This window comes from Clostridioides sp. ES-S-0190-01, from assembly GCF_020658275.1.
Taxonomy (GTDB): domain Bacteria; phylum Bacillota; class Clostridia; order Peptostreptococcales; family Peptostreptococcaceae; genus Clostridioides.
On record NZ_JACVWA010000039.1, the window covers coordinates 288,855 to 313,645 of the forward strand.

At 28.7% G+C, this 24,791-nt stretch carries 26 protein-coding genes; all 26 read right to left on the minus strand.

Features of this window, described 5'->3' with window-relative positions; translation table 11 throughout:
• Entirely contained in the window at positions 1-1,206 is a 1,206-nt protein-coding gene (xseA, locus tag IC214_RS15270; protein WP_227482203.1) for an exodeoxyribonuclease VII large subunit, read from the minus strand.
• Positions 1,203-2,315, minus strand: a complete 1,113-nt coding sequence (locus IC214_RS15275) for an O-sialoglycoprotein endopeptidase (RefSeq protein ID WP_227831237.1) — start codon at positions 2,313-2,315, stop codon at positions 1,203-1,205. Before IC214_RS15275 ends, xseA begins: the two co-directional genes overlap by 4 nt.
• Positions 2,299-2,805, minus strand: a complete 507-nt coding sequence (nusB, locus tag IC214_RS15280; protein WP_227831238.1) for a transcription antitermination factor NusB — start codon at positions 2,803-2,805, stop codon at positions 2,299-2,301. Before nusB ends, IC214_RS15275 begins: the two co-directional genes overlap by 17 nt.
• Before the next feature lie 84 nt (positions 2,806-2,889).
• The gene (locus IC214_RS15285) at positions 2,890-3,252 is read right to left on the minus strand and encodes an Asp23/Gls24 family envelope stress response protein (RefSeq protein WP_227866790.1); all 363 of its coding nucleotides are present in this window, start codon (positions 3,250-3,252) and stop codon (positions 2,890-2,892) included.
• 109 nt (positions 3,253-3,361) lie between these two features.
• Positions 3,362-4,051, minus strand: a complete 690-nt coding sequence (locus IC214_RS15290; RefSeq protein WP_227434120.1) for a SpoIIIAH-like family protein — start codon at positions 4,049-4,051, stop codon at positions 3,362-3,364.
• 26 nt (positions 4,052-4,077) lie between these two features.
• Positions 4,078-4,632 (minus strand): stage III sporulation protein AG, encoded by a 555-nt coding sequence (locus IC214_RS15295; protein WP_227863025.1) that lies wholly within the window; start codon positions 4,630-4,632, stop codon positions 4,078-4,080.
• A gap of 11 nt (positions 4,633-4,643) precedes the next feature.
• A complete protein-coding gene (locus IC214_RS15300) occupies positions 4,644-5,255 on the minus strand; it encodes a stage III sporulation protein AF (RefSeq protein WP_227434118.1) in 612 nt (203 codons plus the stop codon).
• A gap of 59 nt (positions 5,256-5,314) precedes the next feature.
• The gene (gene spoIIIAE, locus IC214_RS15305) at positions 5,315-6,520 is read right to left on the minus strand and encodes a stage III sporulation protein AE (RefSeq protein ID WP_227434117.1); all 1,206 of its coding nucleotides are present in this window, start codon (positions 6,518-6,520) and stop codon (positions 5,315-5,317) included.
• 100 nt (positions 6,521-6,620) lie between these two features.
• Complete coding sequence (spoIIIAD, locus tag IC214_RS15310; RefSeq protein WP_227434329.1) at positions 6,621-6,998, minus strand: stage III sporulation protein AD; 378 nt, start codon at positions 6,996-6,998, stop codon at positions 6,621-6,623.
• Between the two features lie 24 nt (positions 6,999-7,022).
• Complete coding sequence (spoIIIAC, locus tag IC214_RS15315) at positions 7,023-7,220, minus strand: stage III sporulation protein AC (protein ID WP_009888937.1); 198 nt, start codon at positions 7,218-7,220, stop codon at positions 7,023-7,025.
• A 16-nt stretch (positions 7,221-7,236) separates the two neighbouring features.
• Entirely contained in the window at positions 7,237-7,758 is a 522-nt protein-coding gene (locus tag IC214_RS15320; RefSeq protein WP_227434116.1) for a stage III sporulation protein AB, read from the minus strand.
• Positions 7,748-8,716 (minus strand): stage III sporulation protein AA, encoded by a 969-nt coding sequence (spoIIIAA, locus tag IC214_RS15325; protein ID WP_227434115.1) that lies wholly within the window; start codon positions 8,714-8,716, stop codon positions 7,748-7,750. The genes IC214_RS15320 and spoIIIAA overlap by 11 nt, the downstream gene beginning before the upstream one ends.
• 199 nt (positions 8,717-8,915) lie before the next feature.
• On the minus strand, positions 8,916-10,901 hold the full coding sequence (locus IC214_RS15330; protein WP_227482198.1) for a fructose-1,6-bisphosphatase: 1,986 nt from the start codon (positions 10,899-10,901) through the stop codon (positions 8,916-8,918).
• A gap of 89 nt (positions 10,902-10,990) precedes the next feature.
• Complete coding sequence (locus IC214_RS15335) at positions 10,991-11,530, minus strand: GNAT family N-acetyltransferase (RefSeq protein ID WP_227434113.1); 540 nt, start codon at positions 11,528-11,530, stop codon at positions 10,991-10,993.
• A 207-nt stretch (positions 11,531-11,737) separates the two neighbouring features.
• The gene (locus tag IC214_RS15340) at positions 11,738-13,051 is read right to left on the minus strand and encodes an APC family permease (protein WP_227434112.1); all 1,314 of its coding nucleotides are present in this window, start codon (positions 13,049-13,051) and stop codon (positions 11,738-11,740) included.
• 21 nt (positions 13,052-13,072) lie between these two features.
• Complete coding sequence (locus IC214_RS15345; RefSeq protein WP_227434111.1) at positions 13,073-13,798, minus strand: gamma-glutamyl-gamma-aminobutyrate hydrolase family protein; 726 nt, start codon at positions 13,796-13,798, stop codon at positions 13,073-13,075.
• A 35-nt stretch (positions 13,799-13,833) separates the two neighbouring features.
• Positions 13,834-14,079, minus strand: a complete 246-nt coding sequence (locus tag IC214_RS15350; protein WP_227434110.1) for a TIGR03905 family TSCPD domain-containing protein — start codon at positions 14,077-14,079, stop codon at positions 13,834-13,836.
• A gap of 359 nt (positions 14,080-14,438) precedes the next feature.
• Positions 14,439-16,439, minus strand: coding sequence for a sigma 54-interacting transcriptional regulator (locus tag IC214_RS15355; protein WP_227482197.1), 2,001 nt, complete (start codon positions 16,437-16,439; stop codon positions 14,439-14,441).
• Between the two features lie 30 nt (positions 16,440-16,469).
• Positions 16,470-18,188, minus strand: a complete 1,719-nt coding sequence (locus IC214_RS15360) for a diguanylate cyclase (protein ID WP_227866791.1) — start codon at positions 18,186-18,188, stop codon at positions 16,470-16,472.
• A gap of 243 nt (positions 18,189-18,431) precedes the next feature.
• Entirely contained in the window at positions 18,432-19,670 is a 1,239-nt protein-coding gene (fabF, locus tag IC214_RS15365; protein WP_227434107.1) for a beta-ketoacyl-ACP synthase II, read from the minus strand.
• Positions 19,671-19,698: 28 nt separating this feature from the next.
• Positions 19,699-19,923: an acyl carrier protein gene (gene acpP, locus IC214_RS15370; protein ID WP_227434106.1), complete on the minus strand. Its 225-nt coding sequence runs from the start codon at positions 19,921-19,923 to the stop codon at positions 19,699-19,701.
• Positions 19,924-19,999: 76 nt separating this feature from the next.
• On the minus strand, positions 20,000-20,749 hold the full coding sequence (gene fabG, locus IC214_RS15375; protein WP_227434105.1) for a 3-oxoacyl-[acyl-carrier-protein] reductase: 750 nt from the start codon (positions 20,747-20,749) through the stop codon (positions 20,000-20,002).
• Positions 20,749-21,699: an ACP S-malonyltransferase gene (gene fabD, locus IC214_RS15380; protein ID WP_227866792.1), complete on the minus strand. Its 951-nt coding sequence runs from the start codon at positions 21,697-21,699 to the stop codon at positions 20,749-20,751. Before fabD ends, fabG begins: the two co-directional genes overlap by 1 nt.
• 15 nt (positions 21,700-21,714) lie before the next feature.
• Positions 21,715-22,644: an enoyl-[acyl-carrier-protein] reductase FabK gene (gene fabK / locus IC214_RS15385; protein WP_227434103.1), complete on the minus strand. Its 930-nt coding sequence runs from the start codon at positions 22,642-22,644 to the stop codon at positions 21,715-21,717.
• Between the two features lie 106 nt (positions 22,645-22,750).
• Positions 22,751-23,737 (minus strand): beta-ketoacyl-ACP synthase III, encoded by a 987-nt coding sequence (locus IC214_RS15390; protein ID WP_227434102.1) that lies wholly within the window; start codon positions 23,735-23,737, stop codon positions 22,751-22,753.
• Positions 23,738-23,762: 25 nt separating this feature from the next.
• Positions 23,763-24,785, minus strand: coding sequence for a phosphate acyltransferase PlsX (gene plsX, locus IC214_RS15395; protein WP_227482194.1), 1,023 nt, complete (start codon positions 24,783-24,785; stop codon positions 23,763-23,765).
• Positions 24,786-24,791 lie beyond the last annotated feature (6 nt).

Consider the following 24,791-nt stretch of genomic DNA (forward strand, 5'->3'; position numbering starts at 1 on the left):
TTATACCTCTTTATTTTCAATTTTATCTATTATACATTCTAAATTTCCATCTTTTAATACTATATCTATGTTGTCTTCAGTTTTCAATCTTTTTATACTATTTATTACTTTTCCGTTTTTTTGAACTATACTATAACCTCTGTCCATAGTGGCTAATGGACTTAGGTTATGAAGTAATGCTCCAACCTTTATTAATTTTTCATCTTCTAATTTTAAATTATTTTCTATTCCAAAAATTATTTTATCATATATTTTATCCAATTGTATAACTTTATCTTTTATTGTGTAAGAATCTAAATAGTTATTTATTTTATTAAACACTGATTCTAACTTGTATTGGTCTAATTCAACTTGGTTTATAAGAGACTTGTTAAGTCTGCTTTTTATATTCCCAAGTTTATATTTTATGTCATCTAATGATGGAGTTGCAATCTCAGCTGCTGCTGATGGTGTTGGTGCTCTCATATCAGACACAAAATCACAAATAGTAAAATCAGTTTCATGACCAACTGCTGATATTATTGGAATTTGAGAGTTAAAAACTTCTCTTGCTACCATTTCATCATTAAAAGACCAAAGTTCTTCTATTGAACCCCCACCTCTACCAACTATAATTGTATCCACATTCTTCATATGATTAAAAAATCTAATTGCTTCACATATTTCTTCTGCTGACCTATCTCCTTGAACAGTTACTGGATAAAGCTTTATATTGACCTTTGGATATCTTCTTTTTATTACATTTATTATATCTCTTATAACAGCTCCTGTTGGAGATGTTATAACTCCAATTGAATTTGGCATTCTAGGGATAGGTATTTTGTATTTGGAATCAAACAAACCTTCTTTATTAAGTTTTTCTTTTAATTTGTTAAATTCTATGTGTAAATTCCCAATTCCCTCTATTTCAATTTCATTAATATATAATTGATATGCACCATCTCTTTCATAAACTGATATATATCCACTAGCTACAACCTTTACTCCATTGTCTAATTTTAGATTACGATTAAAATTACTTTTAAAAATTACACAGTTTAGCTTTGAAGTTTCATCCTTTAACGATAAATAAACATTTCCACTGCTATGTATTTTAAAATTAGAAATTTCTCCCTTAACTTTAAGATTAGAAAGTATTGGGTCATTTATTAAAATTCTTTTAATATATGAATTTGCTTCACTTATATCTAAAGCTCTTAGTTTCATATTTTTTCTCCTAAAAAGTTATTCAATCCTATTATAGCACACCCAACAGCATTATCAGTTGAATATTGTGGCTCTGTAAAATGAGCTTTTATACAATTTTTACTTAGTTTTAAACTTAATTCTTTGAGGATATACTTACTTGCAGAAACTCCACCTGCAAAAACTACTTCTTCTACATTGTAAGCTTCACATAAATATATTAAAGATTTAAACATGTTTCTAACTACTGAATCCAGTACTAATTTAGATATATATTCTTTTTTATTTTTACTAATATTATCTCTATTGTCATCTATAATTTTATTCACCTGATTTTCTAATCCAGATAAATTCATATATCCCTCTCTTACAGAAGTTTTTAGACCACTTTCTATTTTAAGATTACAATTTAAAGCATTTTCATCTAGATATTTTCCTGAAGGAAATTTATATCCTAGCTTGACACCTATTCTATCTATAAGTTGCCCAAAGCTAATATCTTTACTTCCTCCAATTATATCTATATTATATCCAAAATTATTGTATAACTTACTTTTATCATCTTTTTTAGTATTTATTTTAGCTATTGCATCTAAGTTTTTTTTATTGCTTATTTTAGTTATTACATCTAAATCTTTGTTATTTGCATCATAATTATTATCATGCTTAGTTATTAAAAGTATCTCTGTAGTGCCACCTGACATATGAACAGAAATAAATTTGTTATTATTTTTTAATTTACTATTTAATAAACTAGCCTCAATATGATTTTCCTGATGAGTCGTTTCATAAAATTTACATCCATGTATACTTGATAATAACTTTCCAAAATTGTACCCAACATTAAATACAGGCATGTATGAATTTTCAACTGGTCTAGGCTTAATAGATGAACAAACTCCCTCTATGACAAATTTGTCCCCAAATGATTTTATCCTATCACTAAGTAATCCTAAATTATTTATGTGTTGAAACACAGCTTCACTTTGTCTCAATCCTTTTGAATTTTCCTTTACTTCTAGCATTATTTTTTCATTAAAAATAACTTTTTTATCTAAAGAGATAGCTGCTATAGAAGTAGTATAGCAGCTAGTATCAATTCCAATTATTATATTATTGTCCAATTTCATCAACAACACTTCCTAATATTCCATTTATAAATTTAGGAGATTTATCATCACAATATATCTTTGCAAGTTCCACAGCTTCATTTATTGATACTTTATTAGGAGTGTCTAAATAAACTATTTCACACACGGATAATCTAAGTATAGACACATCTACCTTTGGCATTCTATCTACTGTCCAATTTTTAGCATGCTTATTTATTAATTCATCTATCTCATCATGATTCTCTCTTAGTGCTTTACATACTGTATTTATATATTCTCTATCTACTATATCTTCAAGTTTAGTATCTTCTAATTTTAATTTTGCATTATTTGAGTACTTAAGTGTAAGTTCTTCATATCTATTTATAATATGTTCTGAATTATCTTTTAAGAAAGAATCCACTTTATCGTCTAAACCTTCAAACTCCTCTTTATTAATATTTATTTGGTATATAAGTTTCATTATATATTCCCTTGTTGTACTTTTTTGTGCCCTATCTTTTTTCATCAATTAAAATTCTCCTTTAAGTTTAATTATCTATATAAAATCAAATGCCAACAAAAAACCCTCTGACTTTTCAGAGGGCTAATATTAATTTTTCTTAGTTGCTTTTACTTCTTCTTTATCAGCTTTATCTTTCTTAAAGCTGATTCCTTGAATGTGTATATTTACTTGAGAAACCTTCAGTCCTGTCATTGTCTCAACAGTATTTTTTACATTTTCTTGAACTTTAAAAGCTGTATCTGGTATTGACATGCCATATTTTATCACAACCATTACGTCTAAATTAACATCCTCTTCTTCTATTTGTATCTTTACTCCATTATTTTTTAACAACTTATCTGTTAATGTTGCTGTAGTTTCTATGCCCTCAACTTCTAATGCTGCTAAACCAGCTATTGTAGCTATTACATCATTAGATATTTTTACTTGTCCAAATTTATTATCTTCCATATTAAAACTTACCTCCTGATTTTAAGGAACTATTTTTATAAGTATAATAATACCAAATACAACTCTACTTTGCAAGAAAATAACCTCAGTTAATTCTGAGGTTTATATTTTACTTAGTATTATTATTTGTAAGTTTAATATTTTCATACTTTACATTAGCCTGTTCTGCAACCAAATCAAATATTTTTGCTGCATCTTTTTTATCTAATTTAGCTTCATTTACAACAACATTGACTTTGCTATCACTTATATAAACTAATGCTTCTTCATATCCCTTTGTACTCAAAAGATTTTCTATTTGAAGCTCTTTTTCTTGAGTTTTAACTATATTTAATTTCATATTAGAAGCTTCTTTTCTAGATTCCTCTGTTGTAGATGGATTATTTATCATTTCATTTAAATCCTGAACTAATTCATTTCTTTGTTTTTCTCTATTCATTTTCATATCTAAAATATAAGATGCTTTTTTCATATTCTTTTCAGATGATAATTGAGCTTTTATTTCTTTACTTGTTTCAGTTACTTTTTCCTTAACCTTACTAGCCTTACTATCAACTATATCAATGTCAGCACTCTCTTTGCTATTTTGTTTATCTGTAGCATCTGAGTCTTCTTTATTGCTACTATCACTATCATCAGTAGTATTCTTCTGTAATTGAGCTTCTTCATATGCTTTAAATTCTTTTGATGTTTCTAGTAAAGATTTCTTACTAAGTTGATAATTTACTGTTCCTACTATTACTAACATTGCAGTTAAAGTTATTATTACAAATCCTCTTCCCTTATAATTAAACTTCATTCATTTATCCCCCCGGTTATATGTATTTATTTAGAATATATTTCTACTTGATGACCTGCTACTTGTAATGATGTTTGAACTGCACTATAAAGTGTTTCTTTGACATTTGGATTACTAGCTCCACTTGCTACTACTATCACTCCTTTTATCTTTGGCTCTGTAGTTTTTATAACTACAGGGTCACTTGAATTTGAAGTTATCATTGTTTTATTTTCACTTGAAGTTGTAACTGTTCTTTCTCCACCTTGTGCATCTTTCTCCTCTGTTGTTTCTGTTGTTTGGTTTGAGTTAAAAGCAGGTTGTATTTCTTCACTTGACTCAAATGTAATCATTACATCAACATCTCCTGCTCCATCAATTTTAGATAGTATTGTTGTTAATTTTGATTCTAAATCTTCTTTTTCATGTTCCTTAGCAACTTGTTTTTCAGTCTTTTTGTCAGCATCTGTTTTTCCAACTTTTTCATCAGTTTTGCTACTTGGAAAACAAGATAATAGTACTAATGATACCACACATATTCCAGCTATAGTTATTAGTGAATATACCTTTCTCTTATCTTTGTCGTTTAAGTTTTTAAACATTCTTCCAACTCCTATTTATCAATTTGTATAGTTTCTATAGAAACATCAAGCACTTTTATTAGGTCATTTTTTAGTTTGTCTTCATTTAGATTCAGTCCATACTCTGTACCTTTTTTAAAAACTTGTTTAGAATTTTCTTTGTCATTAGAGTTTATGCTATCTTCATCTCCTTTAGTACTATTATTTTCATTTTCTTCATCACTATTGCTCTTTGACATATTATTTTTTTCTTTTATTTTTATATTATTTATATTTGCACCATTAAGCTCTATATCTTCTAAATCATAACCATATTCATCAAGCTTTAGCTTAAGCACTTCTTTCAAACCATCTTCATATCCCTTAGATAAGCTAGTATTTCCAGTCTCTTCTGCTAAAGCATTTGTACTATCTACATATTCCTTATTGTAATTTCCCATAGATTTTAAAATTCTATCTTCTAAGCTCATGTCTTTTGAAAAAAATCCTACCACTGGAGTTATTACAATAAATACGAATATAAAATTTAACACCAAGTTCACATACGGCTTTATCTTGGAACTAGGTAAAATCATATCAACTATATTTACTATAAATGCTCCTATTAAAATACTAACTATCCATGCCTTTATGCCCTCTAACATAGCATCCTCCTCTCTAAAATATTTAGATTAAAAGTAATTACTCTTTATTAATCTATACATTATCCTTGACTTACAACACTTATCGAGGTCAAAATAGCTACAGTCACAAAGAACATTATTGTTATAGCAATTACTGATGCTAACATTATTATCATTAGATTTGCAACTTCATTTAAAAAATTTGATATTCCATCTTCTCCAACAGGCTCTACAATTATTGCTGCCAATTTATATACCACTATGACGGATAAAATTTTTATCACTGGAAGCAAACAAATCCCAATGAGTAAGATAAGCCCTATTCCACCAAATATATTTTTTATAAGTTGAGATGAAGATAGTAAAATATCCACAGAATCTGATACAAATCCACCAACAACTGGTATAAAGTTACCTATAGCAAACTTCGCAGTTTTTACACTGAATTTATCAAAACTAGTTACATATAAGCCTTGTATAGATACAAGTCCTAAATATACGGTAAACATAGCCCCAATAGAAACATAATTTATTTGTTTGACAAAAGAAAAAAATCTTTTTAGCCTTATGTTTTTTGATAAATTGTTTATTATTAGAATTCCAAATGCAACAGTTACTGATACAAATAAAAATTTCTTGAAAAATACATTTATAAATGTCACTCCTCCTATAAAAATAGGATTTAAAGTAGTAGATGTTATTGGAAATCCAATTAAAAGTAAAAATGTTATTAGTATTGGCATTATAACTTGCATAAGACCTACAGTATGGTCTATTGCATCATAACAAATTTGTAGTACATCTTTAAATCCAATTAAAGTGAGCGATACCATTGTAATAAATATTATATACGTTGCTATTTGACTAACTGCACCTGATGAAAAAGAATTCTCTAAACTTTTTAAAATAGATGACAGTAAAGCTAATACTAAAATTACTGCTACTACCTTTAAACTTGCTTTAAACTCATCAAACATCAATATCTTCAGTCCATCTTTATTAAATAAATCTAAAATATTTTTTTCTCCACTAATTAGGTCTTTTACAAACGATTTTAAATTAACATCATTAATAACTATTTCTTTATTTATATAATCTTGAATTTCATTTATATCTAACTTGTCTAACTGACCATCAATATATTTATCTATGCTACTCTTAGCTTCACCATATTCTTTATCTTCGCTACTTGGAACCTCATTAGCAAATATTATAATGGCAAAGATATTTACAAAAAAGAAAGTCAATACAAATCCCATAATCATTGGTAAAAATCTTTTTTTCATAAGCAACCATGCCTCTCTTCACTCTATAAACCTCAATACAACAAAATATCCTTTAAATAACAACTAATATATCTATAGCTATCTACCTCAATATAAATAACTATGGAATTATATTCACCACCATTTCTACAATGGATAAAAGTATAGGGAAAGACATTGACATAACTATTATTTTTCCTCCAAACTCTAGTTTTGAAGCAATGTTTCCTTCCCCACAATCTTTACAAAGTTGTATTGCAAATTCCATTAAATATGCTATTCCTATTAATTTTATTATTAAAGATATATACATAGTTGGAATATTAGCTTTATTAGCTAAATCTTGTATACTATCTATTATAAAATTTAGCTTAAACATAACTGATAATAATATTGTTACTCCAGTTATTATTGCTATGAAATTTGCTATTTCTGGTCTATCTTTTTTTATTACTAAACAGAGTGTAGTTGAAATGATTGCAATTCCTATTAATTGCATTATTTCCAAATTACTCCCTCCTCTTTAGTAAAGTTGAAACATTGTTCTTACAGTATTGAATAAATCACTTATTTCTGTTATTACCATCCCCAACACGATTATTACACCTGCCAAAGTAGTAAGCCCTGCCCAATCTTTTCTGTCTGTTTTTTCCAATATCATATTTAATACTGATATTAGAATACCTACACCTGCAACCTTTAATATCAATGATATCTCCATAATAAACCTCCCCATATTAAATCAATATAATACATATACCTATGCCTATAAAGGTTACTAATTTTTTATATAGCAACCCTTTTTTACTTATGTCTTCTTTTGTTTCATAGGTTTGTTTTTTCAGATTTTCTATAGATAAATCTATCATTCTTTGTTGGGACTCTATATCACTTTTTCCCAATGTAAGAATTAGATTTTTTAATTCCTCAATTTCTTTACTTCCAAGATAAGTTTCTTTAACTAAAATTTCAGTATTCTCTGATATTATTTCTTCTAAAGTTTTGCTTTGTTCATTGTGAAGTTCTTCTGAAATTTGATAGAAAAAATTCCAAAAACAAAAGTCTTTATTGCATCCTATCCTTCTAAAAATTTCTTCTAATGTATAAAGCCCAAAAGATAAATCCATCCTTAATATTTCTAAAACTCTTATTAAATCATTTAGTTGTTTGTGTCTTCGTGTATAGGTTTTGTATATATGTTCACCTATCAAATAACTACTTCCTATTAGGAGTGCTATAATAATTATCTTAATTTGCAAAGTACCATCTCTTTTCTTCTAAATCATAAATTTTTTCAATTGTCCCTGCACCTTTCTTAGCAGAAAGAATTATAACTTTTTTAAACAATTCTTTGTCTAAGAGTCTGTTTAACTCTTTTCTATTTTGTATATCTTCCATTGAATCTCCATGTACAGTAGTTATTAATCCAATACCTCCATTTAATGCTGTATATAATGCCTTTATTTCTTTCTCACTTCCAATTTCATCTGTCACAATAACATTTGGCGACATTGACCTTAAAAGCATTGTAATACCCAACTCTTTTGGGCAAGTTTCTATTATATCAGTCCTTATTCCAACATCCATCTGTGGAGCACCTAAGTAAGCTCCTGCTATCTCATTACGTTCATCTACTAGTGCTACCTTCAATCCTTTAAATCCATATTCTTCATTACCATTACTTAAATTTCTTACTATATCTCTAATTAAAGTTGTCTTTCCACATTGAGGTGGCGATATTATCAAAGTATTATTAATTTGATTTTTACCTTTTATGATATGACTTAAAATCTTATTTGAACATCCTATGACTTCTCTTGATACTCTTATATTTAAAGATGATATGTGTTTTATATTTTTGACTTGTCCATCTTCTACTATTACTTTTCCAACTAACCCTACTCTATGGCCTCCTCTCAAAGTTATAAACCCTTTTTTTATATCATCCATAAATGAATGTATTGAGTATTTACATATTATTTGAAAAGTTTGCTCTATATCTTCCCTTGTCACTATATATGAATTGTGCTGATTTAAATCAAGTTCCATAGTTTTTTGATTATAAAAATAATCTTTAGAGTTTGCATTTAGTATCAATGGTTTTTGTGAACGTAATCTAATTTCTTCTATGTTTAGATTATTGTCTGAGATTTTTTCTACCTTCTCTCTTATGTTTGTAGAAAGAGAGTTTATTATTTCATCTGAAAGTTTATTCATTTCTTGTCCTCCTCCTTTGTTTATATAATTCTATTTATAAAGGACAAGGAATATTACCAAAACCTATATAATTTTTTTAATAATATTTATCTATAAAAAAATGAACCCTATTGTTTAGGATTCACTTAATAAGTAAATTATTATAAAAATAAAAACTAAGACCACTCTCAAGTATAGAGTTATCTTAGTTTTTTATTATCTACATTTCTTTTATTAGCCCTTTTTTATAGGCCATTAAAAGCAATTTTAAGTCTTCTATTTCTTCTTGTATTTTTACACCCTCATCAGTATCTCTCACCATTTTTCTCTTTGCCTTATGCTCTACTACAACAGTTGTCGATAAGATATCGCTTTCATTTGCAATAGCCTCTTCAGCAGAATTAAATGGTTCATGTGATACTAGTTGTAAAGTTCTAGAATTATATATCAAAGTGTATCCAGCTATACCAGTAGTTTTTTGATAGGCTCTAGAAAAACCACCATCTATAACAAGAATTTTTCCATTAGCTTTTATTGGACTCTCTCCATTTTTACTTTCTACAGGAACATGCCCATTTATTATATGTGATTCATCAAGTTCTAAATCAAATTCTTCAAATATTCTTTCACAAGCAACATCACTTTCTCTAAGCTTAAAATATGGATTCTTATTTTCTTTATGAGTCTCTTTTTCTGCTATAAAATATCTTTCAAATGTAGTCATATCGTCTTTTCCAAATAATGATGAACATTTTCCAGTCCACAAATACCACATAATATCCATACCATATAGTTTTTCTTCTGCTTTATCCTTAAAGAAAAAACCTTCTCTTGCTAGAGATTCCATCTTATCCATAAGGATTTTACCTTTATACTCTTTTCCCATTATATTCATAGACATAAAGCTTCCATCTTCATTCAATGGGACACATCCATGAATTAATAAATTTGAGTTTGCCTTTAAATATATACTTCCTTTAGAAAATAAAAATGAAACATGCTTTTGTAATTTTTCGCTACCTCTAAATGAAGACACTAATTTTTCAATAACATTTTTTTCTTCAATACTCAATTTATATGGGTCTTTTTTGTCTATTGTAGGCAAATAAGTATCTTTTAGTTTATATGTCTTTCCTTTTAAAGTAATAGTTCCCTCTTCATAATTTATCATGTTAAGCAAAAGCCTATGCTCCATTTCAAACTCAGGTCTTCTCTTTATCACTTCACCTTCAAGTTTAAATTGAATTATACTTATTGCCTTATGCATTTTTGCCATTAAAGACTTTTCTGTTGTTGTCACACTTTGGTCATTAATCTTAGGAATAAATTCTTTACATGGGTCATCTTTATACATTTCTATTGCAAAAGTAGCTAAAGGTAATAGATTTATCCCATATATATCTTCTACGATATCTAGGTTTGCATATCTAGCCGAAATTCTAAGTGCATTTGCTATACAAGTTTTTTCACCTGATGCTGCACCCATCCATAGTATGTCATGATTTCCCCATTGAATATCTACACAATGATGTTCAATAAGCTTATCTACAATTATATCTGGTCTTGGACCTCTATCATAAATATCACCTATTACATGTAGTCTGTCAACAACTAACTTTTGTATAACCGTGGAAATTGCAATTATAAACTCTTTAGCTATACCTATATCAACTATTGTCTCAACTATACTTTTATAGTATTCTTCTTTATGTTCACTTTTAATATGCTCATGTAAAAGTTCTTCTATTATGTATTTAAAATTTTCTGGTAAAAGTTTTCTAACTTTTGACCTAGTGTATTTGCTGGAAGCATACTTACAAAGTTCTATAAGTCTATAGATATTTATTCTATAAAAATCATCTATATTTTCCTCTTGTTTAATTATTAAGTCTAGTTTTTGTTCAGGATAGTATACAAGAGTTGCTAGCATCTTTTTTTCACTATCTCTTATTGTATTTGAAAATAATTCTTCTATTTTTCTCTTTATTACACCAGAACCATTTTTTAAAACATGTACAAATGGCTCATATTCGCCATGTACATCTGTTATAAAATGTTCAGTTCCCTTTGGAAGATTTAATATAGCCTCTAAATTTATTATTTCTGTACTTGCTTTCGATATGCTTGGATATTGTTTTGATAATAACTTTAAATATTTAAGTTTACTATTTAAATATTCATCTGATATTTTACACAGATTTTTCATAATTCGTCCTCCAAAATTATATTAAGTTATATTCTTTTTTTAATTATACCATACTTAATATGATTTTTTCGAGATAAAATGTACACTAATTATATTCCTAATAAAAGTGACATCCCTATCAAATCAGTATAAACACCATTGTAATAACATTCTTTCTTTAATATACTTTCTACTTCAAATCCGACTCTTTTGTATAATTCTATAGCATTATGATTTTCTTCATTAGTAACAAGAGTTATTTTCTTAGTTATTCCATTTGATTTACACCATTCTATAAGGTCTAACATAAGTCTTTTACCTAATCCAGCTCCCCAGTATTTTTCTTTAACAACAATTCCTAAAACTCCAACATGCTTTCCTTTTGCTTTTTGATTGGAATCAATTGTAGCAATACCAGCTATCTCTCTATCTATAAATGCAATTAATTTTATTGAGTTATCAGATGCTTTTGCTGACTCTATAGAATTTTCTTGGTCTTCTAAAGATATTTTATATTCATCTTTCCCAAATGAAAGAAAATGAGTTTCCCCACCTACTTCATTATAAAAATCTATAATAGCTTGGGCATCTTCTTTTACGCCTTCTCTAATAGATACTTCTATACCATTCTTTAAAGTTATTTCTGACATAAATTTACCTCCTAACAAGTTTTTTATCTAATAAACATAATACTATTATTTTACATGTATTACAATATTTTTCATGTATTAATAACAATATAAGGTTATACTAAAATAAAAATTTAATAATATTTTAATATAACCTTATATATATTTATTTATATTCAATTTTTTGATAATATTCCTCTGCTAGTTAAATAGTATTTACAATATAATTTAAACAACTTTCTTTAAATCTTCTCCATAAACTTTTCTGTTATAAGACTTCATTATAAAGTATAGTGGTACTCCAACTGCTAATGCTCCTAATCCCATAACTAATTGGTGCATAGACGCCTGGAATAATAACCATGTACCAACACACACTGCAATTAAAGGAATTACTGCTCCAAATGGAGTTCTAAAAGTCCCTACTAATTCTGGTCTTTTCTTTCTAAATACTAACACTGATAGAGAAGTAGGTATATATTGTATAAATCTAGCAACTGCACTTATTGCTGCTAATTCAGCAAAACTTCCAGACAAAGCTATTGGTATAGTAATTATCATAGTTGCTATTATCGCTACATATGGTGTACCATTTTTATCTTTCCTTGCAAACATTCTTGGTAACATTTTGTCATCAGCTAAAGCTACACAGCTTCTTGGATTTACAAAAGCACCACACATACAAATTCCACCAACAGAAACTAATGTCCCAAAAGTAACTAATCCTGCACCCATATTTCCAAAACATATTCTCGCCGCATCTGCAACAGGAGTAGCTGTACTGGATAATTTATCTCCTAAAATACCAACACACACAACTTGATTTAATATATATATTATTGATGCAATTACTATTACACTTATAATTGCTATAGGTATATTTTTTTGAGGATTCTCCATATCTTCTGCTGCTACTGCTATAGATTCAAACCCTGTAAATGAATAAAACATTAAAAGTGCTGCTGCTCCAAATTCTGTAACTCCTGCTCCTGGTGGTACCATCGTTGAATTAGTAAAATTAGCTCCTTTTATAAAAAATACACCTATTACTATAAATAATACTAATGGAATTAGCTTACCTACTGTTATAACATTTTGTACAATTTTTGATAAAGATACTCCTAATAAATTTATAATTGTAAGTCCAACTATCATAGCTACTATTATAATTTTTTGTATATGTGGGTCACCTGCAGGAGCCCATACTGCTGATAAAGATGTAGGAAAACCTACTATTAACGCTCCCCAAGAAATACATCCTATTACCCATTTCATAAGACCTACTTCAAATCCAAAAAAATCTCCAAATGCTTCTTTGGTGTACACATATGCAGCACCATTTTTATTAAATTTACCTGCCACTTCAGCAAAACAAAACGCCATAGATAAAACTAATAGCATATCAAACATATATACAAATATACTCGCAACACCAAATGCTTTCATTGCGTTTCCTGGTAATAGGAAAACTCCTGCTCCTACAACCGCATTAATACCTAAAAGTATAATACTTATTAATCCCATTTTATTTTTTTCGTTCATGTTTAATCCCCCCAAGGTATATTATAAAGTTGAACAAATATTTACGAAATATTTAAATAACTTTTCCATTTTATTACAATAATCTACCATCATTTCTGGATGCCACTGTATTCCTACTACAAAATTTTCATCCTCTTTTTCAATAGCTTCTATTATACCATCTTTTGAGTATGCTATGGCTTTTAATCCTTCACCAAGTTGTTTAATACTTTGATGATGATAACTATTTGTAAGTAATTGTTTTCCTAAAATACCTTCTAAAATACTCCCGTCTTGAACATCTACCTTATGAGTAGCTACATGTCTTTTAGAAGATTGTGTATGTTTTATGTAACTTCCTTTAACAAGACTATTATCTTGATATAAAGTTCCACCTAGGCTTACATTTAATATTTGTAGCCCTCTGCATATACCTAGTATTGGCTTTTTAAGTTCTAAAGCTATACTTATAGCAATTAAATCAAATTCATCTACTTCGGGATATATAAACGTTGTTTCTTCTCTTGTTTCTTCACCATATAATTGAGGATTAACATCCCATCCTCCAGATATTAAAACTCCATCAACCATCTCAATCTGTCTCTTTATAACTTCTCTATCTGTATTTACTGGAATAATAACTGGGCTACCTCCTCCCTTTAATACTGCGTTTATATAATCATTATTTACATAGGATCTTTCAAGCCCAGGAAACATTCCATTTTCCATTATTATCAGATTTCCTAAAATACCTATTATTGGTTTCATAATTAAACTCCTAACTAGTTGATTGTTTTATGTACTTATTTTTTATTTATATAATTCTCTAATGCTAGAGAAAGTTGGTCTGGACAAGATGTTGGTTTTGTTTTACACTCTATTCCTTTTAGTTTTTGAATTACATTTTCTATATTCATACCTTCAACCAATACTTTTAATCCTTTTAAATTTCCATCACATCCACCAACAAAATTTACATTTGTAACTTTGTCATCTTTTACCTCAAATTCAATTTCTGTAGCACAAGTCCCTGTTGTTTTGTATTTCATAATTAAACCTCCCAATTATTTTGTTGTCTTATCTCTATAGTTAGCAATATATATGCCAAAATTTATACTTTACGTTTATTTATTATTTATCAAGTATTCACAATGCTTCCATCAAATATTTTTTTATTTTTAGATATAAATACAAATTTTTTTGCAAATAAAAATAGGTAATTGGTTATTTACTTATAACCTATTACCTATCTAAACCTATTGTCTAAACCTATTTATATTTAATTTATTTTTATATGCTTTTAATATATAGTATTAAATGTTAATTTGAGCATAAGATGGTTTAACTTTTATATATATCTTTCCAAGTTCTAAGATATTTCTATTTAGAATCTTTTACTTTAATATACCTAATTTATATTATTGTAAAACTTTATACCTTCTTGTGTTATTTGACTTCCACATCTTCCAGATTTAGATGATATGTATCCACACTCACTCAAATAAGACAATACTTTTCTTACTTTACTTTCAGATATTTCAATACCCTCCTCTGTAAGTTTTTCTATTATAAAGCCTCTTCCAACTCCAGAAGTTAAATCTTTTCTTTCATATAGTATTCTAAGTATATACTCAAATTCTTTTTTTGTATAACTAACCCCATCATCAAAGCTACTAATATATTCTGTCTTTATATAAGGTGGAAGGTCATCTTTAAAAACCATACTTTCACACATTAAACTTACATAAGAAGCAACATTTTGCAACTCTCTTATATTTCCTGGCCAATTGTATTTTTCTAAAATAACCTCAACTTCAGGAGAAATTTTTATATCCTTTTCCAAAAAGAAATTCATGAGAGTTATTATATCTTCTTTTCTCTCCCTCAATGATGGTATGTCTATTGGTAGTACATTCAATCTATAATACAAATCTTCTCTAAATTTACCTTCTCTAATCATTTTAGGTAAATTTTTATTTGTCGCAGCTATAATTCTAACATCTATATTTATAACATTGTGGGAACCTATAGGCATAACTTGTTTTTCTTGAAGTACTCTAAGTAATTTTGTCTGTAATAATGGAGGCATATCTCCAATCTCATCTAAAAATATAGTTCCATTGTTTGCAAGTTCAAATAGACCTTTTTTCCCTTCTCTTAATGCTCCTGTAAAAGAGCCTTTTTCATAGCCAAATAGCTGACTTTCTAATAAGCTATCTGGAACTGCAGCGCAATTAACTGCTATAAAAGGCTGATTACTTCTATTAGAGTTATTGTGAATTGATTGGGATAATAATTCTTTACCAGTTCCACTCTCTCCTATTATTAAAACAGAAAGGTCTGATTTAGATATTTTTTTAGCTAACTCTATACACTTTGTCATCCTCTTATTCTTAGTTTTTATATCTTTGAATGTGTACTTTGCTATTTGACCTTGCTCTCTTAATTTATTGGTAAGATTTTGTTCTAATTTTTTTATATAGGTTATTTCTTGTAAATTGTAGTATATACCAGCTTTATTACCCATAGAAAATATATTTTTTTTATTTACATTTATATATTTCTTATTTGTAAATACAACTTCATCAGCAATTTCTTTGTCTTCAAGTAAAATATCCAAATCTTTAGAGATAATATCTTTTATGTTTTTTCCTCGTATGTTTCTGTCTATACCTAAAATTTTTAATACTTCTTTATTAAATGTATTTACAACACCATCTATTGAAGTAAATATTATTCCATCCTTTGACAAATTTAATATAACATCTTGTTCTTCTATTTTTAGAAATAATTGTCTATAATTGTCTTTGACACCATTATCTAAGCTTATTAGACGTTCAGAATATACCATCAGATTTTTTCTTATTTCCTTCACATCAATTTTAAGCCCATTTATTATCTCTATAAAAGTAGATATATCAATGTATCTATTTCCTAAATCAATTACCTTATTTATATAATTTGGTACTTTTTGGGTTACTCCAGGTGTTATGGCTATATCTATATTTTCATAGGTTTGTCCTTCAATATATGGAGTAAGCTTTAAATTTTTTACTCCTATCTTATAAAACAGACTTATTGTTTCTAATGTAGTTTCTTTTGTGTCATTTACAACTAATACTTCTGTTCCATATGGTATTGAAAACAATCCATATATTTCTTTTTCTTTAAGAGTTCTTCTCACAACTATAATTTTACTATCTTGTACTAAATGCTTTCTCATGCTATTTAATCTGTCATCATTCATTACTAAAACAAAATCACCTTGTATTTTATCATCATCTTTTAAATTTTCTAAATAATAATGATTTATATCAAGATAATTTTCTAAAACTAATCGTATATTTTCTTCCAAGAAAGATGATAGTTTAGTTATCTTATCTGTTACTATAGCTATTGACTGCTTCATATTTATACCTCATATCTATATAATATACAATTATTTGTACACTACTTTATTTCTTCCAAGCTGTTTTGCTTTATATAGATTTTTATCAGCTTCTTCTAATATGTTTTTGCTATCAGAGACATGGGCTATACCTGCACTTATAGTTACAGTCACATCTTCACCCCATTTTTTATTTTCAATTGCATTTCTTATATTGTCAATTATATCAAACACTTCTTCACCAGATTTATCTCTTATCAATATAGAAAACTCTTCTCCACCATATCTAAATACTTTATCTTCTTGCTCAAGCATAACACAAATAGTATTTACTATGCCCTTTATGACAACGTCTCCAAATTTATGTCCATAATTATCATTTATAAGTTTAAAATTATCTATATCTATCATTACAAGTGCAAAGTTATCATCTTTTTCTCTGTACTTATTATACATAATATCAAAACTTTTCCTATTATAAACATTTGTAAGTCCATCATGTAAATTTTGTACTTTAAAGTACTTCAATCTATTATATAAAAAAGTAGAACCTAATGTAATAATTAAAATTACACTAAATAATATTTTATAAGACTTAATTTCTTTTTTACTTTTTTCAAAAAACTCACTTTCACGTGATACCTTATCAATTATATAAAAACTAATTTCCGAATCTCTTATACTTTTGCTCTCTTTATATTCATTTATTAATATCTTCTGGTACTTATTTACAGAGTTTACATTCCCTTGTTTCTCATATATATTCAATATTTCATTTAAGGTTTTTATTTTCTCTTGAGTTAACTTTCTTTTAGTAGATATCTCCAGGCTTTTTTTATAGTTATCTATTGCAGAATCATAGTTTTTACTTTTATATTCCAAATTTCCCATTGCCATATAGTAATACATACCTTTATCTAATATATGAATTGATTTATCATATTTTATAAGATAATCAGCTCTTTCTAAAAGAGTCTTTGCCTTTGATATCTCATTTTTTCCTACATGTGCATTTGCCTGCATTATAGAAGCCATTATTTCAAAATCATTGTAATCATCTATGTTTACAAACTTTTTATAGTCTTTTACATTGCTACATGTTTCAATGGCTTTATCATATTCTCCCAACTCTACATATATTTCTGCTAAATTTATAAGAGCATATAATCTAACCATTCCATTTTTTTCATCTTCATCAACATCTATCTTAAAAGAATCCTTTATTAATTTTTCTCCTGTTTCATATCCACCTACCTTTAAAAGTATGCTCGCCAAATCAACATCTAGTCTTGCTTTTTCATAATTATCCCCTAATTTCTCAGCTAATTTTATAGACTTTACAGTTAAATCTACTGCGCTAGAATAATTATTATCCATTATGTACACTGATGCTAGTCTTTTCTCTATACTAAATCTACACTCATCAGATAATTTTACATCTGATGTTCTCATCTTTTCTAATGAATCAATAATTATCTTCGTTCCATCTGGGACATATGAAATAGTCTTTAACATATCCCAAACTTCATTATATACTTTATTGTATTTTTTTTCTGGGATAGATTCAAAAGAAGTTTTGACCATTTTTTTTGCTTCATCATACTTCTTATCTGACACAAGACTTTCAGACATATATTTTCCCTTATTTATAATTTCTCTTTCTTTAAGTCCATTTTGATCATACCCTATAAACAAAATAATACTAATAAGTATTATAGCTATAAAAATTATCTTTTTGGGTAAACTTTTCTTTGGTAGTCTAAAATTCAAAATTTTAGCCCTCCTTCTGTATATTGTAGAATGAAAACTTGCATATATATAACCTCTCAATAATTTATGATACAATATATCAAAATGATTTACAACATGTGCTAGAATTAAATTTTAATAAAAAAGTCCCCTAAATTAGACATTTATTCTAATTTAGGGGACTTTTAATTTAGTTAATATAAATTTATAAGGTCAAAAACAAGTGCTTGTTTTTTAATGTTATTTTTAATATTTGTCATTTATTTATACATATTTTTTTAGTACAATTGTAGCATTATGCCCACCAAAACCTAAAGAATTTGATAGTGCATATCTAATATCTTTTTCTTTACCTTTATTTGGAACATAATCTAAATCTAAATCTTCGCCAACTTCTTGTATATTTATAGTTGGAGGTACAAAATTATCTTCTATACTCATTGCACAAACAACTGCTTCTATTGCACCTGATGCTCCTAATAAATGACCAGTCATAGATTTTGTCGATGATACACATAAATTATATGCATTTTCTCCAAATACAGTTTTTATAGCCATAGTTTCATATAGGTCATTATAATAAGTTGAAGTTCCATGAGCATTTATATAATCTACTTCTTCTAGTGGAACATTTCCATCTTTTAAAGCCATATTCATAGACCTAGCTGCTCCTTCTCCATTTTCAGCTGGAGTTGTCATATGATATGCATCAGCAGTTAAACCATATCCTACTACTTCTGCATATATTTTTGCACCCCTTGCTAAAGCATGTTCTAAGTCTTCTAATATAACAATACCTGCTCCTTCTCCCATTACAAATCCATCTCTGTCCTTGTCAAATGGGCGTGATGCAGTTTTAGGGTCATCATTTCTAGTTGACATAGCCTTCATATTACAGAATCCAGCAAATGCAAGTCCTGTTACAGCAGCTTCAGAGCCTCCTGCTACCATAATATCTGCATCTCCTCTTTGTATAACCTTAAAGGCATCACCTATTGAATGAGTTCCTGATGCACAAGCTGTACATACATTAGTATTAGGTCCTTTTGCTCCTAAAAATATTGAAACTTGACCTGCTGCCATGTTTCCTATCATCATAGGTACAAATAGTGAACTTACTCTTTTGTTTCCTTTTTCTAAAAGAATTTTATGTTGAGTTTCTATTGCTTCAACCCCACCTATACCAGAGCCTATTATAACTCCAACACGTTCTCTATCAACTTTATCTAAATCAAGATTTGCATCTTCAACTGCTAATTTTGCAGAAACTATTGCAAATTGAGCAAATTTATCTAATCTCTTTAATTCTTTTTTGCTTATATATTCCTCTGGATGAAAATTCTTAACTTCTCCTGCTATTTGAGTTTGATATGTGCTAGCATCAAAATTAGTTATTTTATCTATACCAGATACTCCAGATTTTATATTGTTCCAGAACTCTTCTTTTCCTGTTCCCAATGGTGTAACACATCCAAGTCCCGTTATTACTACTCTTTTATTCATCTGATACCTCCACTTTTTTAAAGCTCGACTATTTGTTAGCTTCTATATAGTTAACTATGTCCCCTATAGATTTGAAGTTTTCTGCTTCTGTATCTGGTATTTCTATACCAAATTCATCTTCAAGTGCCATTATTATTTCTACTGCATCTAATGAATCTGCTTCTAAATCTTTCATTAATGATGTTTCCATAGTTATTTCTTTATCTTCTACTCCTAATTGTTCTATTATTATTTCTACAACTTTATTAAACATTGTGTTCCTCCTAAGATTTTTTATTTTAATTTTTATTTTAAATAGATTTCTCTACTTTTTAAAGTATTATTTTTTATTATTGCATTACCATTCCACCATCTACATTTAACACTTGTCCTGTTATATAACTTGACATATCACTAACTAAAAATGCTACAGCATTGGCTACATCTTCTGGTTTACCATAAGATTTTTTTGGTATATTTGATAGTGTTGATTCTTTTACCTCATCACTTAGTACCTTAGTCATATCTGTTTCTATAAATCCTGGTGCCACTGCATTTATATTTATATTTCTTGATGCTAATTCTCTTGCAGAAGATTTTGTAAATCCAATCACGCCAGCTTTTGATGCACAGTAATTAGTTTGACCTGCATTTCCCATGATTCCAACTACTGAAGTCATATTTATTATTCTACCATATTTCTTTTTCATCATAGGTTTAATAACTGCTTTTGTACAATTAAATACACCTTTTAAATTTATATCTATAACTCTATCAAAATCTTCTTCTTTCATTCTCATAAGTAATGCATCTTTAGTTATACCTGCATTATTAACTAATATATCAATTTTTCCAAACTCTTTTATAATAGAGTCCATCATTTGATTTACTTCATCAGATTTAGATACATCACATTTTATAGAAGTACATTTTACACCCATACCTTCTATTTCACTTTTAGTTTTTAGGGCTTCATCCTCTTTAGAAGTATAATTGATTACTATATCAGCTCCAAGAGATGCTAGTTTCTTTGCTATTTCTCTCCCTATACCTCTAGAGCCACCAGTAACAATTGCTACTTGTCCTGTAAGATTTATCATTATATCTCTCCATTCCCATAATCTTGTACAAATTCATTTAAAGAATCTATACCATCTATATTGTAAATATTCACACTTGCTTTTTTATTAGAGGCTATCTTCTTAATAAATGCTTTTAAAGTTTTTCCTGGTCCCATTTCTATAAAAGTATCATACCCATCATTTAATAATCTTTCTATAGAATCTTCCCAAAGTACAGAAGAACTTACTTGTTTTATAAGCAAGTCTTTACCTTCATTTTCATAGTAATCTGCATTTACATTTGCTACTACATCAACTTTAGGCTTAGTCATATTAACTTTATCTAATTCACTAGCTAGTTTTACTCCAGCTTCTCTTAACATTGATGAGTGGAAAGGCCCACTTACATTTAATTTAACAGCTCTTTTTGCTCCTGCCTCTTTACATTTTACCATTGCTTCTTCTATCTTTTCATTTTCACCAGATATAACTATCTGACCAGGAGAATTGTAATTTGCTACTTCTACAATCCCTCCTTGTATGTCTTTTACAACACTTCCTAATATTTCTCTATCTAAACCTAAAATCGCTGCCATGGCTCCAACCCCTGTTGGGACTGTTTCCTGCATAAATTTACCTCTTTTTTTAACTAGGCATACAGCATCTTTAAAATCAATTGCATCTGCTGCAACTAATGCACTATATTCTCCTAAAGATAAACCTAAACATGCATCATATTTTAAATCTATTTTTGATTGTATCGCTTTTAGTACAGCTACACTATGTGTAACCATAGCTGGTTGAGTATTTTCAGTTTTAGAAAGTTCTTCTTCACTACCCTCAAACATAAGCTTTTTTAAATCTATATTTAAGGCACTACAAGCCTCGTCTATCACATTTTTGGCAACCTCGTTATTTTCATATAAATCCTTAGCCATCCCTACATACTGGGCTCCTTGACCAGGAAATACTAGTGCAACTTTTCCCATCATGCTCCTCCTGATTTACAGTTCTATGCCTGGCATAATCTCTTTTGCTTGATTTACCATAGTTTCTATAATTTCTTTACAAGGTGTTATTTTTTTTACCATAGCAGCACTTTGACCTGCCATAAATGAACCTTTTTCTATATCTCCATCTACTGTTGCAAATCTTAAAGCACCTGTACCTTTTTGGTCTAATTCTTCAGGAGTAGCTCCATTTTGTTCCATCTTTAAGAATTCTTTTGATAATTTATTTTTTAATGTTCTTACTGGATGACCTGTGCTTCTTCCTGTAACAATTGCATCTCTATCTTTTGCTTTTAACACTAATTCTTTGTAGTTTAAATGTACAGAACACTCTTCACTACAAATAAATCTAGTTCCTACTTGAACTGCATTCGCACCCAGTGCAAATGAAGCAACAATACCTCTACCATCTACAATACCTCCTGCTGCTATTACAGGTATATTAACAGCATCAGCAACTTGTGGAACTAAAACCATAGTAGTAAGCTCTCCTATGTGTCCTCCACCTTCTGTCCCTTCAGCTATTACTGCTGTAGCTCCTAACTTTTCCATTCTTTGCGCTAAAGCTATTGTTGGTACTACAGGTATAACTTTTGTTCCAGCTTCTTTTAATCTGTCCATATACTTTGCAGGATTTCCAGCGCCAGTAGTAATAACTTGAACCTTCTCTTCTATAATTAAATCTATTATATCATCTACAAATGGTGACATAAGCATTACATTTACACCAAAAGGTTTATCTGTTAATTCTTTACATTTAACAATTTCTTCCTTTATAGCTTCTTTTGGTGCATTTCCTGCTGCTATTATTCCAAGTCCACCTGCATTAGATACAGCACTTGCTAATGATGCAGTAGCTACCCATGCCATTCCCCCTTGGATAACTGGGTATTTTATATTTAACAGTTTGCAAATTTTATTCATATCATTCTCCTTCACTTAAAATCAAAAGTAAACTTTTTATTGTAAATTAACTTTAATTTTTAGATAAAGCTAATTTTGTTAATTAAAGAATTTTAGATGTTTTGTACTATAAAGTCCACTTAACAACTGAAGCTCCCCAAGTTAAACCTCCACCAAAGCCAACTAAAACTACATTATCACCTTTTTTGATTTTTCCTTCTTTATATGCTTCATCTAGCGCAACAGGTATAGATGCAGCAGACATATTTCCATACTTATTTATATTTACATAAACCTTATTCATATCAAGCCCTAATCTCTTAGAAGAAGCTTGTATTATTCTTATATTAGCTTGATGTGGTATTAGATAGTCTATATCAGTTGTATTTAAATTTGCTTTTTCAAGAGCTGTTAAAGATGTTTCTGCCATCTTTCTAACTGCAAACTTAAATACATCGCTACCTGCCATCTCTATTGTATGTAGATTAGCTTCTACAGTATCTTTACTTGCTCTAAGTCTTGAACCTCCAGCAGGTATCTTTAAACAATCTTTTCCCCTACCATCAGAACCCATATGTGTAGATAGGATTCCGCCTTCACTTACAGGTCCAATAACAGCTGCTCCAGCACCATCTCCAAATAATACTGCTGTTGACCTATCATTGTAGTTTAGAAACTTTGAGCAAGTTTCTGCTCCTATTACAAGTACATTTTTATAACAACCAGTTTCCACAAATTGTTTTGCAATAGTTACTCCATATACAAATCCAGAACAAGCTGCTGATATATCAAATGCAGTAGCATTCACTGCTCCTATTGCTTCTTGTACTATACATGCAGTTGAAGGCAAAGACATATCAGGAGTAATTGTTGCCAAAATAATCAACTCTATGTCCTCTACATTTAACTTTGCACACTCTATAGCTTTTAAAGCAGCCTTAGATGCTAGGTCAGAAGTTGCTTCATTATCTTCTACAAATCTTCTTTCCTTAATACCAGTTCTAGTGCTTATCCACTCATCTGATGTATCCATTATTTTTTCGAAGTGAAAATTATCATATGATTTCTCAGGTAGATAACTTCCCACACCTAATATTCCAGCCTTTGTATTCATTATATATTAAACCTCCAAAACGAGTTTATTCATCTTCGTTATTTTTATTTTCTTCATTATATTTACTTATAAATTGATTGATATCCTCAACAACTTTTCCTTTTGTAAATTTTATACCTTGATTTATAGCATTTTTTATAGCTTTAGCATCAGAGCTACCATGAGCCTTTATAACTCCTCCATTTAATCCTAGAAGTGGAGCTCCACCATACTCAGAATAATCTATAAAACTCTTTAATTTTTTTAAATCATCTTTTATAAGTAATGCTCCTATTTTGCTTTTTGTACTAGCCATAAAAGTTTCCTTTATAAGACTCATAACTGAAAGGGCTACCCCTTCAGCAGATTTAAGTAATATATTACCTGTAAATCCATCACAAATAATTATATCTGTATATGCATTTATAACCTCTCTAGCTTCTACATTCCCTATAAAATTTAAATCTAATTTTTTAATTTCCTCATATGATTTTTTAACTAAATCATTGCCTTTACCTTCTTCTAGTCCAACATTTGCTAGTGCCACTTTAGGATTTTCAAGTCCCAACACTTTTCTTGAGTAAATATTACTCATAGCTGCAAATTCAACTAGATTCTTAGATTTACAATCTGCATTCGCACCACAGTCTGCTATAAGTGTCATTCCTCGCTTTACATTTGGTATTGCTGAGCATAAGCAAGGTCTATCAATTCCTTTTATTCTACCGACTACAAATAATCCACCAGCAAGTAAAGCTCCTGTGTTTCCAGCTGATATTATAGCATCTGCCTTACCTTCTTTTACGAGGTTTAATGCTACTACCATAGATGAATCTTTTTTGCTTCTTATAGCCTTAACTGGTTTATCTTCATTTTCTATAATCTCAGTAGTATGAACTATTTCTAGTTTATTTTTATCAAATTCATAATTTGAAAATTCCTTTTCTAATAAATCTTTATCTCCTGTGATTATTAAATCTACTTGATATTCTTTTATAGCATTTACTGCGCCTTCTACATTAGATTTTGGTGCATTATCTCCACCCATTCCATCTATTACTATTTTCATGATTTT

Excerpts from the sequence above, each read along its gene's own strand:
- spoIIIAC (WP_009888937.1), bottom strand. The coding sequence starts at position 7,220 with ATGGAGATATCATTGATATTAAAGGTTGCAGGTGTAGGTATTCTAATA.
- IC214_RS15340 (WP_227434112.1), bottom strand. The coding sequence starts at position 13,051 with ATGAACGAAAAAAATAAAATGGGATTAATAAGTATTATACTTTTAGGT.
- IC214_RS15275 (WP_227831237.1), bottom strand. The coding sequence starts at position 2,315 with ATGAAATTGGACAATAATATAATAATTGGAATTGATACTAGCTGCTAT.
- IC214_RS15390 (WP_227434102.1), bottom strand. The coding sequence starts at position 23,737 with ATGAATACAAAGGCTGGAATATTAGGTGTGGGAAGTTATCTACCTGAG.
- spoIIIAE (WP_227434117.1), bottom strand. The coding sequence starts at position 6,520 with ATGAAAAAAAGATTTTTACCAATGATTATGGGATTTGTATTGACTTTC.
- IC214_RS15330 (WP_227482198.1), bottom strand. The coding sequence starts at position 10,901 with ATGAAAAATCTGTGTAAAATATCAGATGAATATTTAAATAGTAAACTT.
- fabF (WP_227434107.1), bottom strand. The coding sequence starts at position 19,670 with ATGAATAAAAGAGTAGTAATAACGGGACTTGGATGTGTTACACCATTG.
- nusB (WP_227831238.1), bottom strand. The coding sequence starts at position 2,805 with ATGAAAAAAGATAGGGCACAAAAAAGTACAACAAGGGAATATATAATG.
- IC214_RS15300 (WP_227434118.1), bottom strand. The coding sequence starts at position 5,255 with ATGTTAGAGGGCATAAAGGCATGGATAGTTAGTATTTTAATAGGAGCA.
- IC214_RS15285 (WP_227866790.1), bottom strand. The coding sequence starts at position 3,252 with ATGGAAGATAATAAATTTGGACAAGTAAAAATATCTAATGATGTAATA.
- IC214_RS15350 (WP_227434110.1), bottom strand. The coding sequence starts at position 14,079 with ATGAAATACAAAACAACAGGGACTTGTGCTACAGAAATTGAATTTGAG.
- plsX (WP_227482194.1), bottom strand. The coding sequence starts at position 24,785 with ATGAAAATAGTAATAGATGGAATGGGTGGAGATAATGCACCAAAATCT.
- fabD (WP_227866792.1), bottom strand. The coding sequence starts at position 21,699 with ATGGGAAAAGTTGCACTAGTATTTCCTGGTCAAGGAGCCCAGTATGTA.
- IC214_RS15345 (WP_227434111.1), bottom strand. The coding sequence starts at position 13,798 with ATGAAACCAATAATAGGTATTTTAGGAAATCTGATAATAATGGAAAAT.
- IC214_RS15295 (WP_227863025.1), bottom strand. The coding sequence starts at position 4,632 with ATGTTTAAAAACTTAAACGACAAAGATAAGAGAAAGGTATATTCACTA.
- fabK (WP_227434103.1), bottom strand. The coding sequence starts at position 22,644 with ATGAATAAAATTTGCAAACTGTTAAATATAAAATACCCAGTTATCCAA.
- IC214_RS15290 (WP_227434120.1), bottom strand. The coding sequence starts at position 4,051 with ATGAAGTTTAATTATAAGGGAAGAGGATTTGTAATAATAACTTTAACT.
- spoIIIAA (WP_227434115.1), bottom strand. The coding sequence starts at position 8,716 with ATGAATAAACTTTCAGATGAAATAATAAACTCTCTTTCTACAAACATA.
- acpP (WP_227434106.1), bottom strand. The coding sequence starts at position 19,923 with ATGTTTAATAAAGTTGTAGAAATAATAATAGAACAATTAGGAGTAGAA.
- IC214_RS15335 (WP_227434113.1), bottom strand. The coding sequence starts at position 11,530 with ATGTCAGAAATAACTTTAAAGAATGGTATAGAAGTATCTATTAGAGAA.
- spoIIIAD (WP_227434329.1), bottom strand. The coding sequence starts at position 6,998 with ATGCAATTAATAGGAATTGCAATCATTTCAACTACACTCTGTTTAGTA.
- fabG (WP_227434105.1), bottom strand. The coding sequence starts at position 20,749 with ATGATAAATCTTACAGGACAAGTAGCAATTGTTACTGGTGGCTCTAGA.
- IC214_RS15355 (WP_227482197.1), bottom strand. The coding sequence starts at position 16,439 with ATGAAGCAGTCAATAGCTATAGTAACAGATAAGATAACTAAACTATCA.
- xseA (WP_227482203.1), bottom strand. The coding sequence starts at position 1,206 with ATGAAACTAAGAGCTTTAGATATAAGTGAAGCAAATTCATATATTAAA.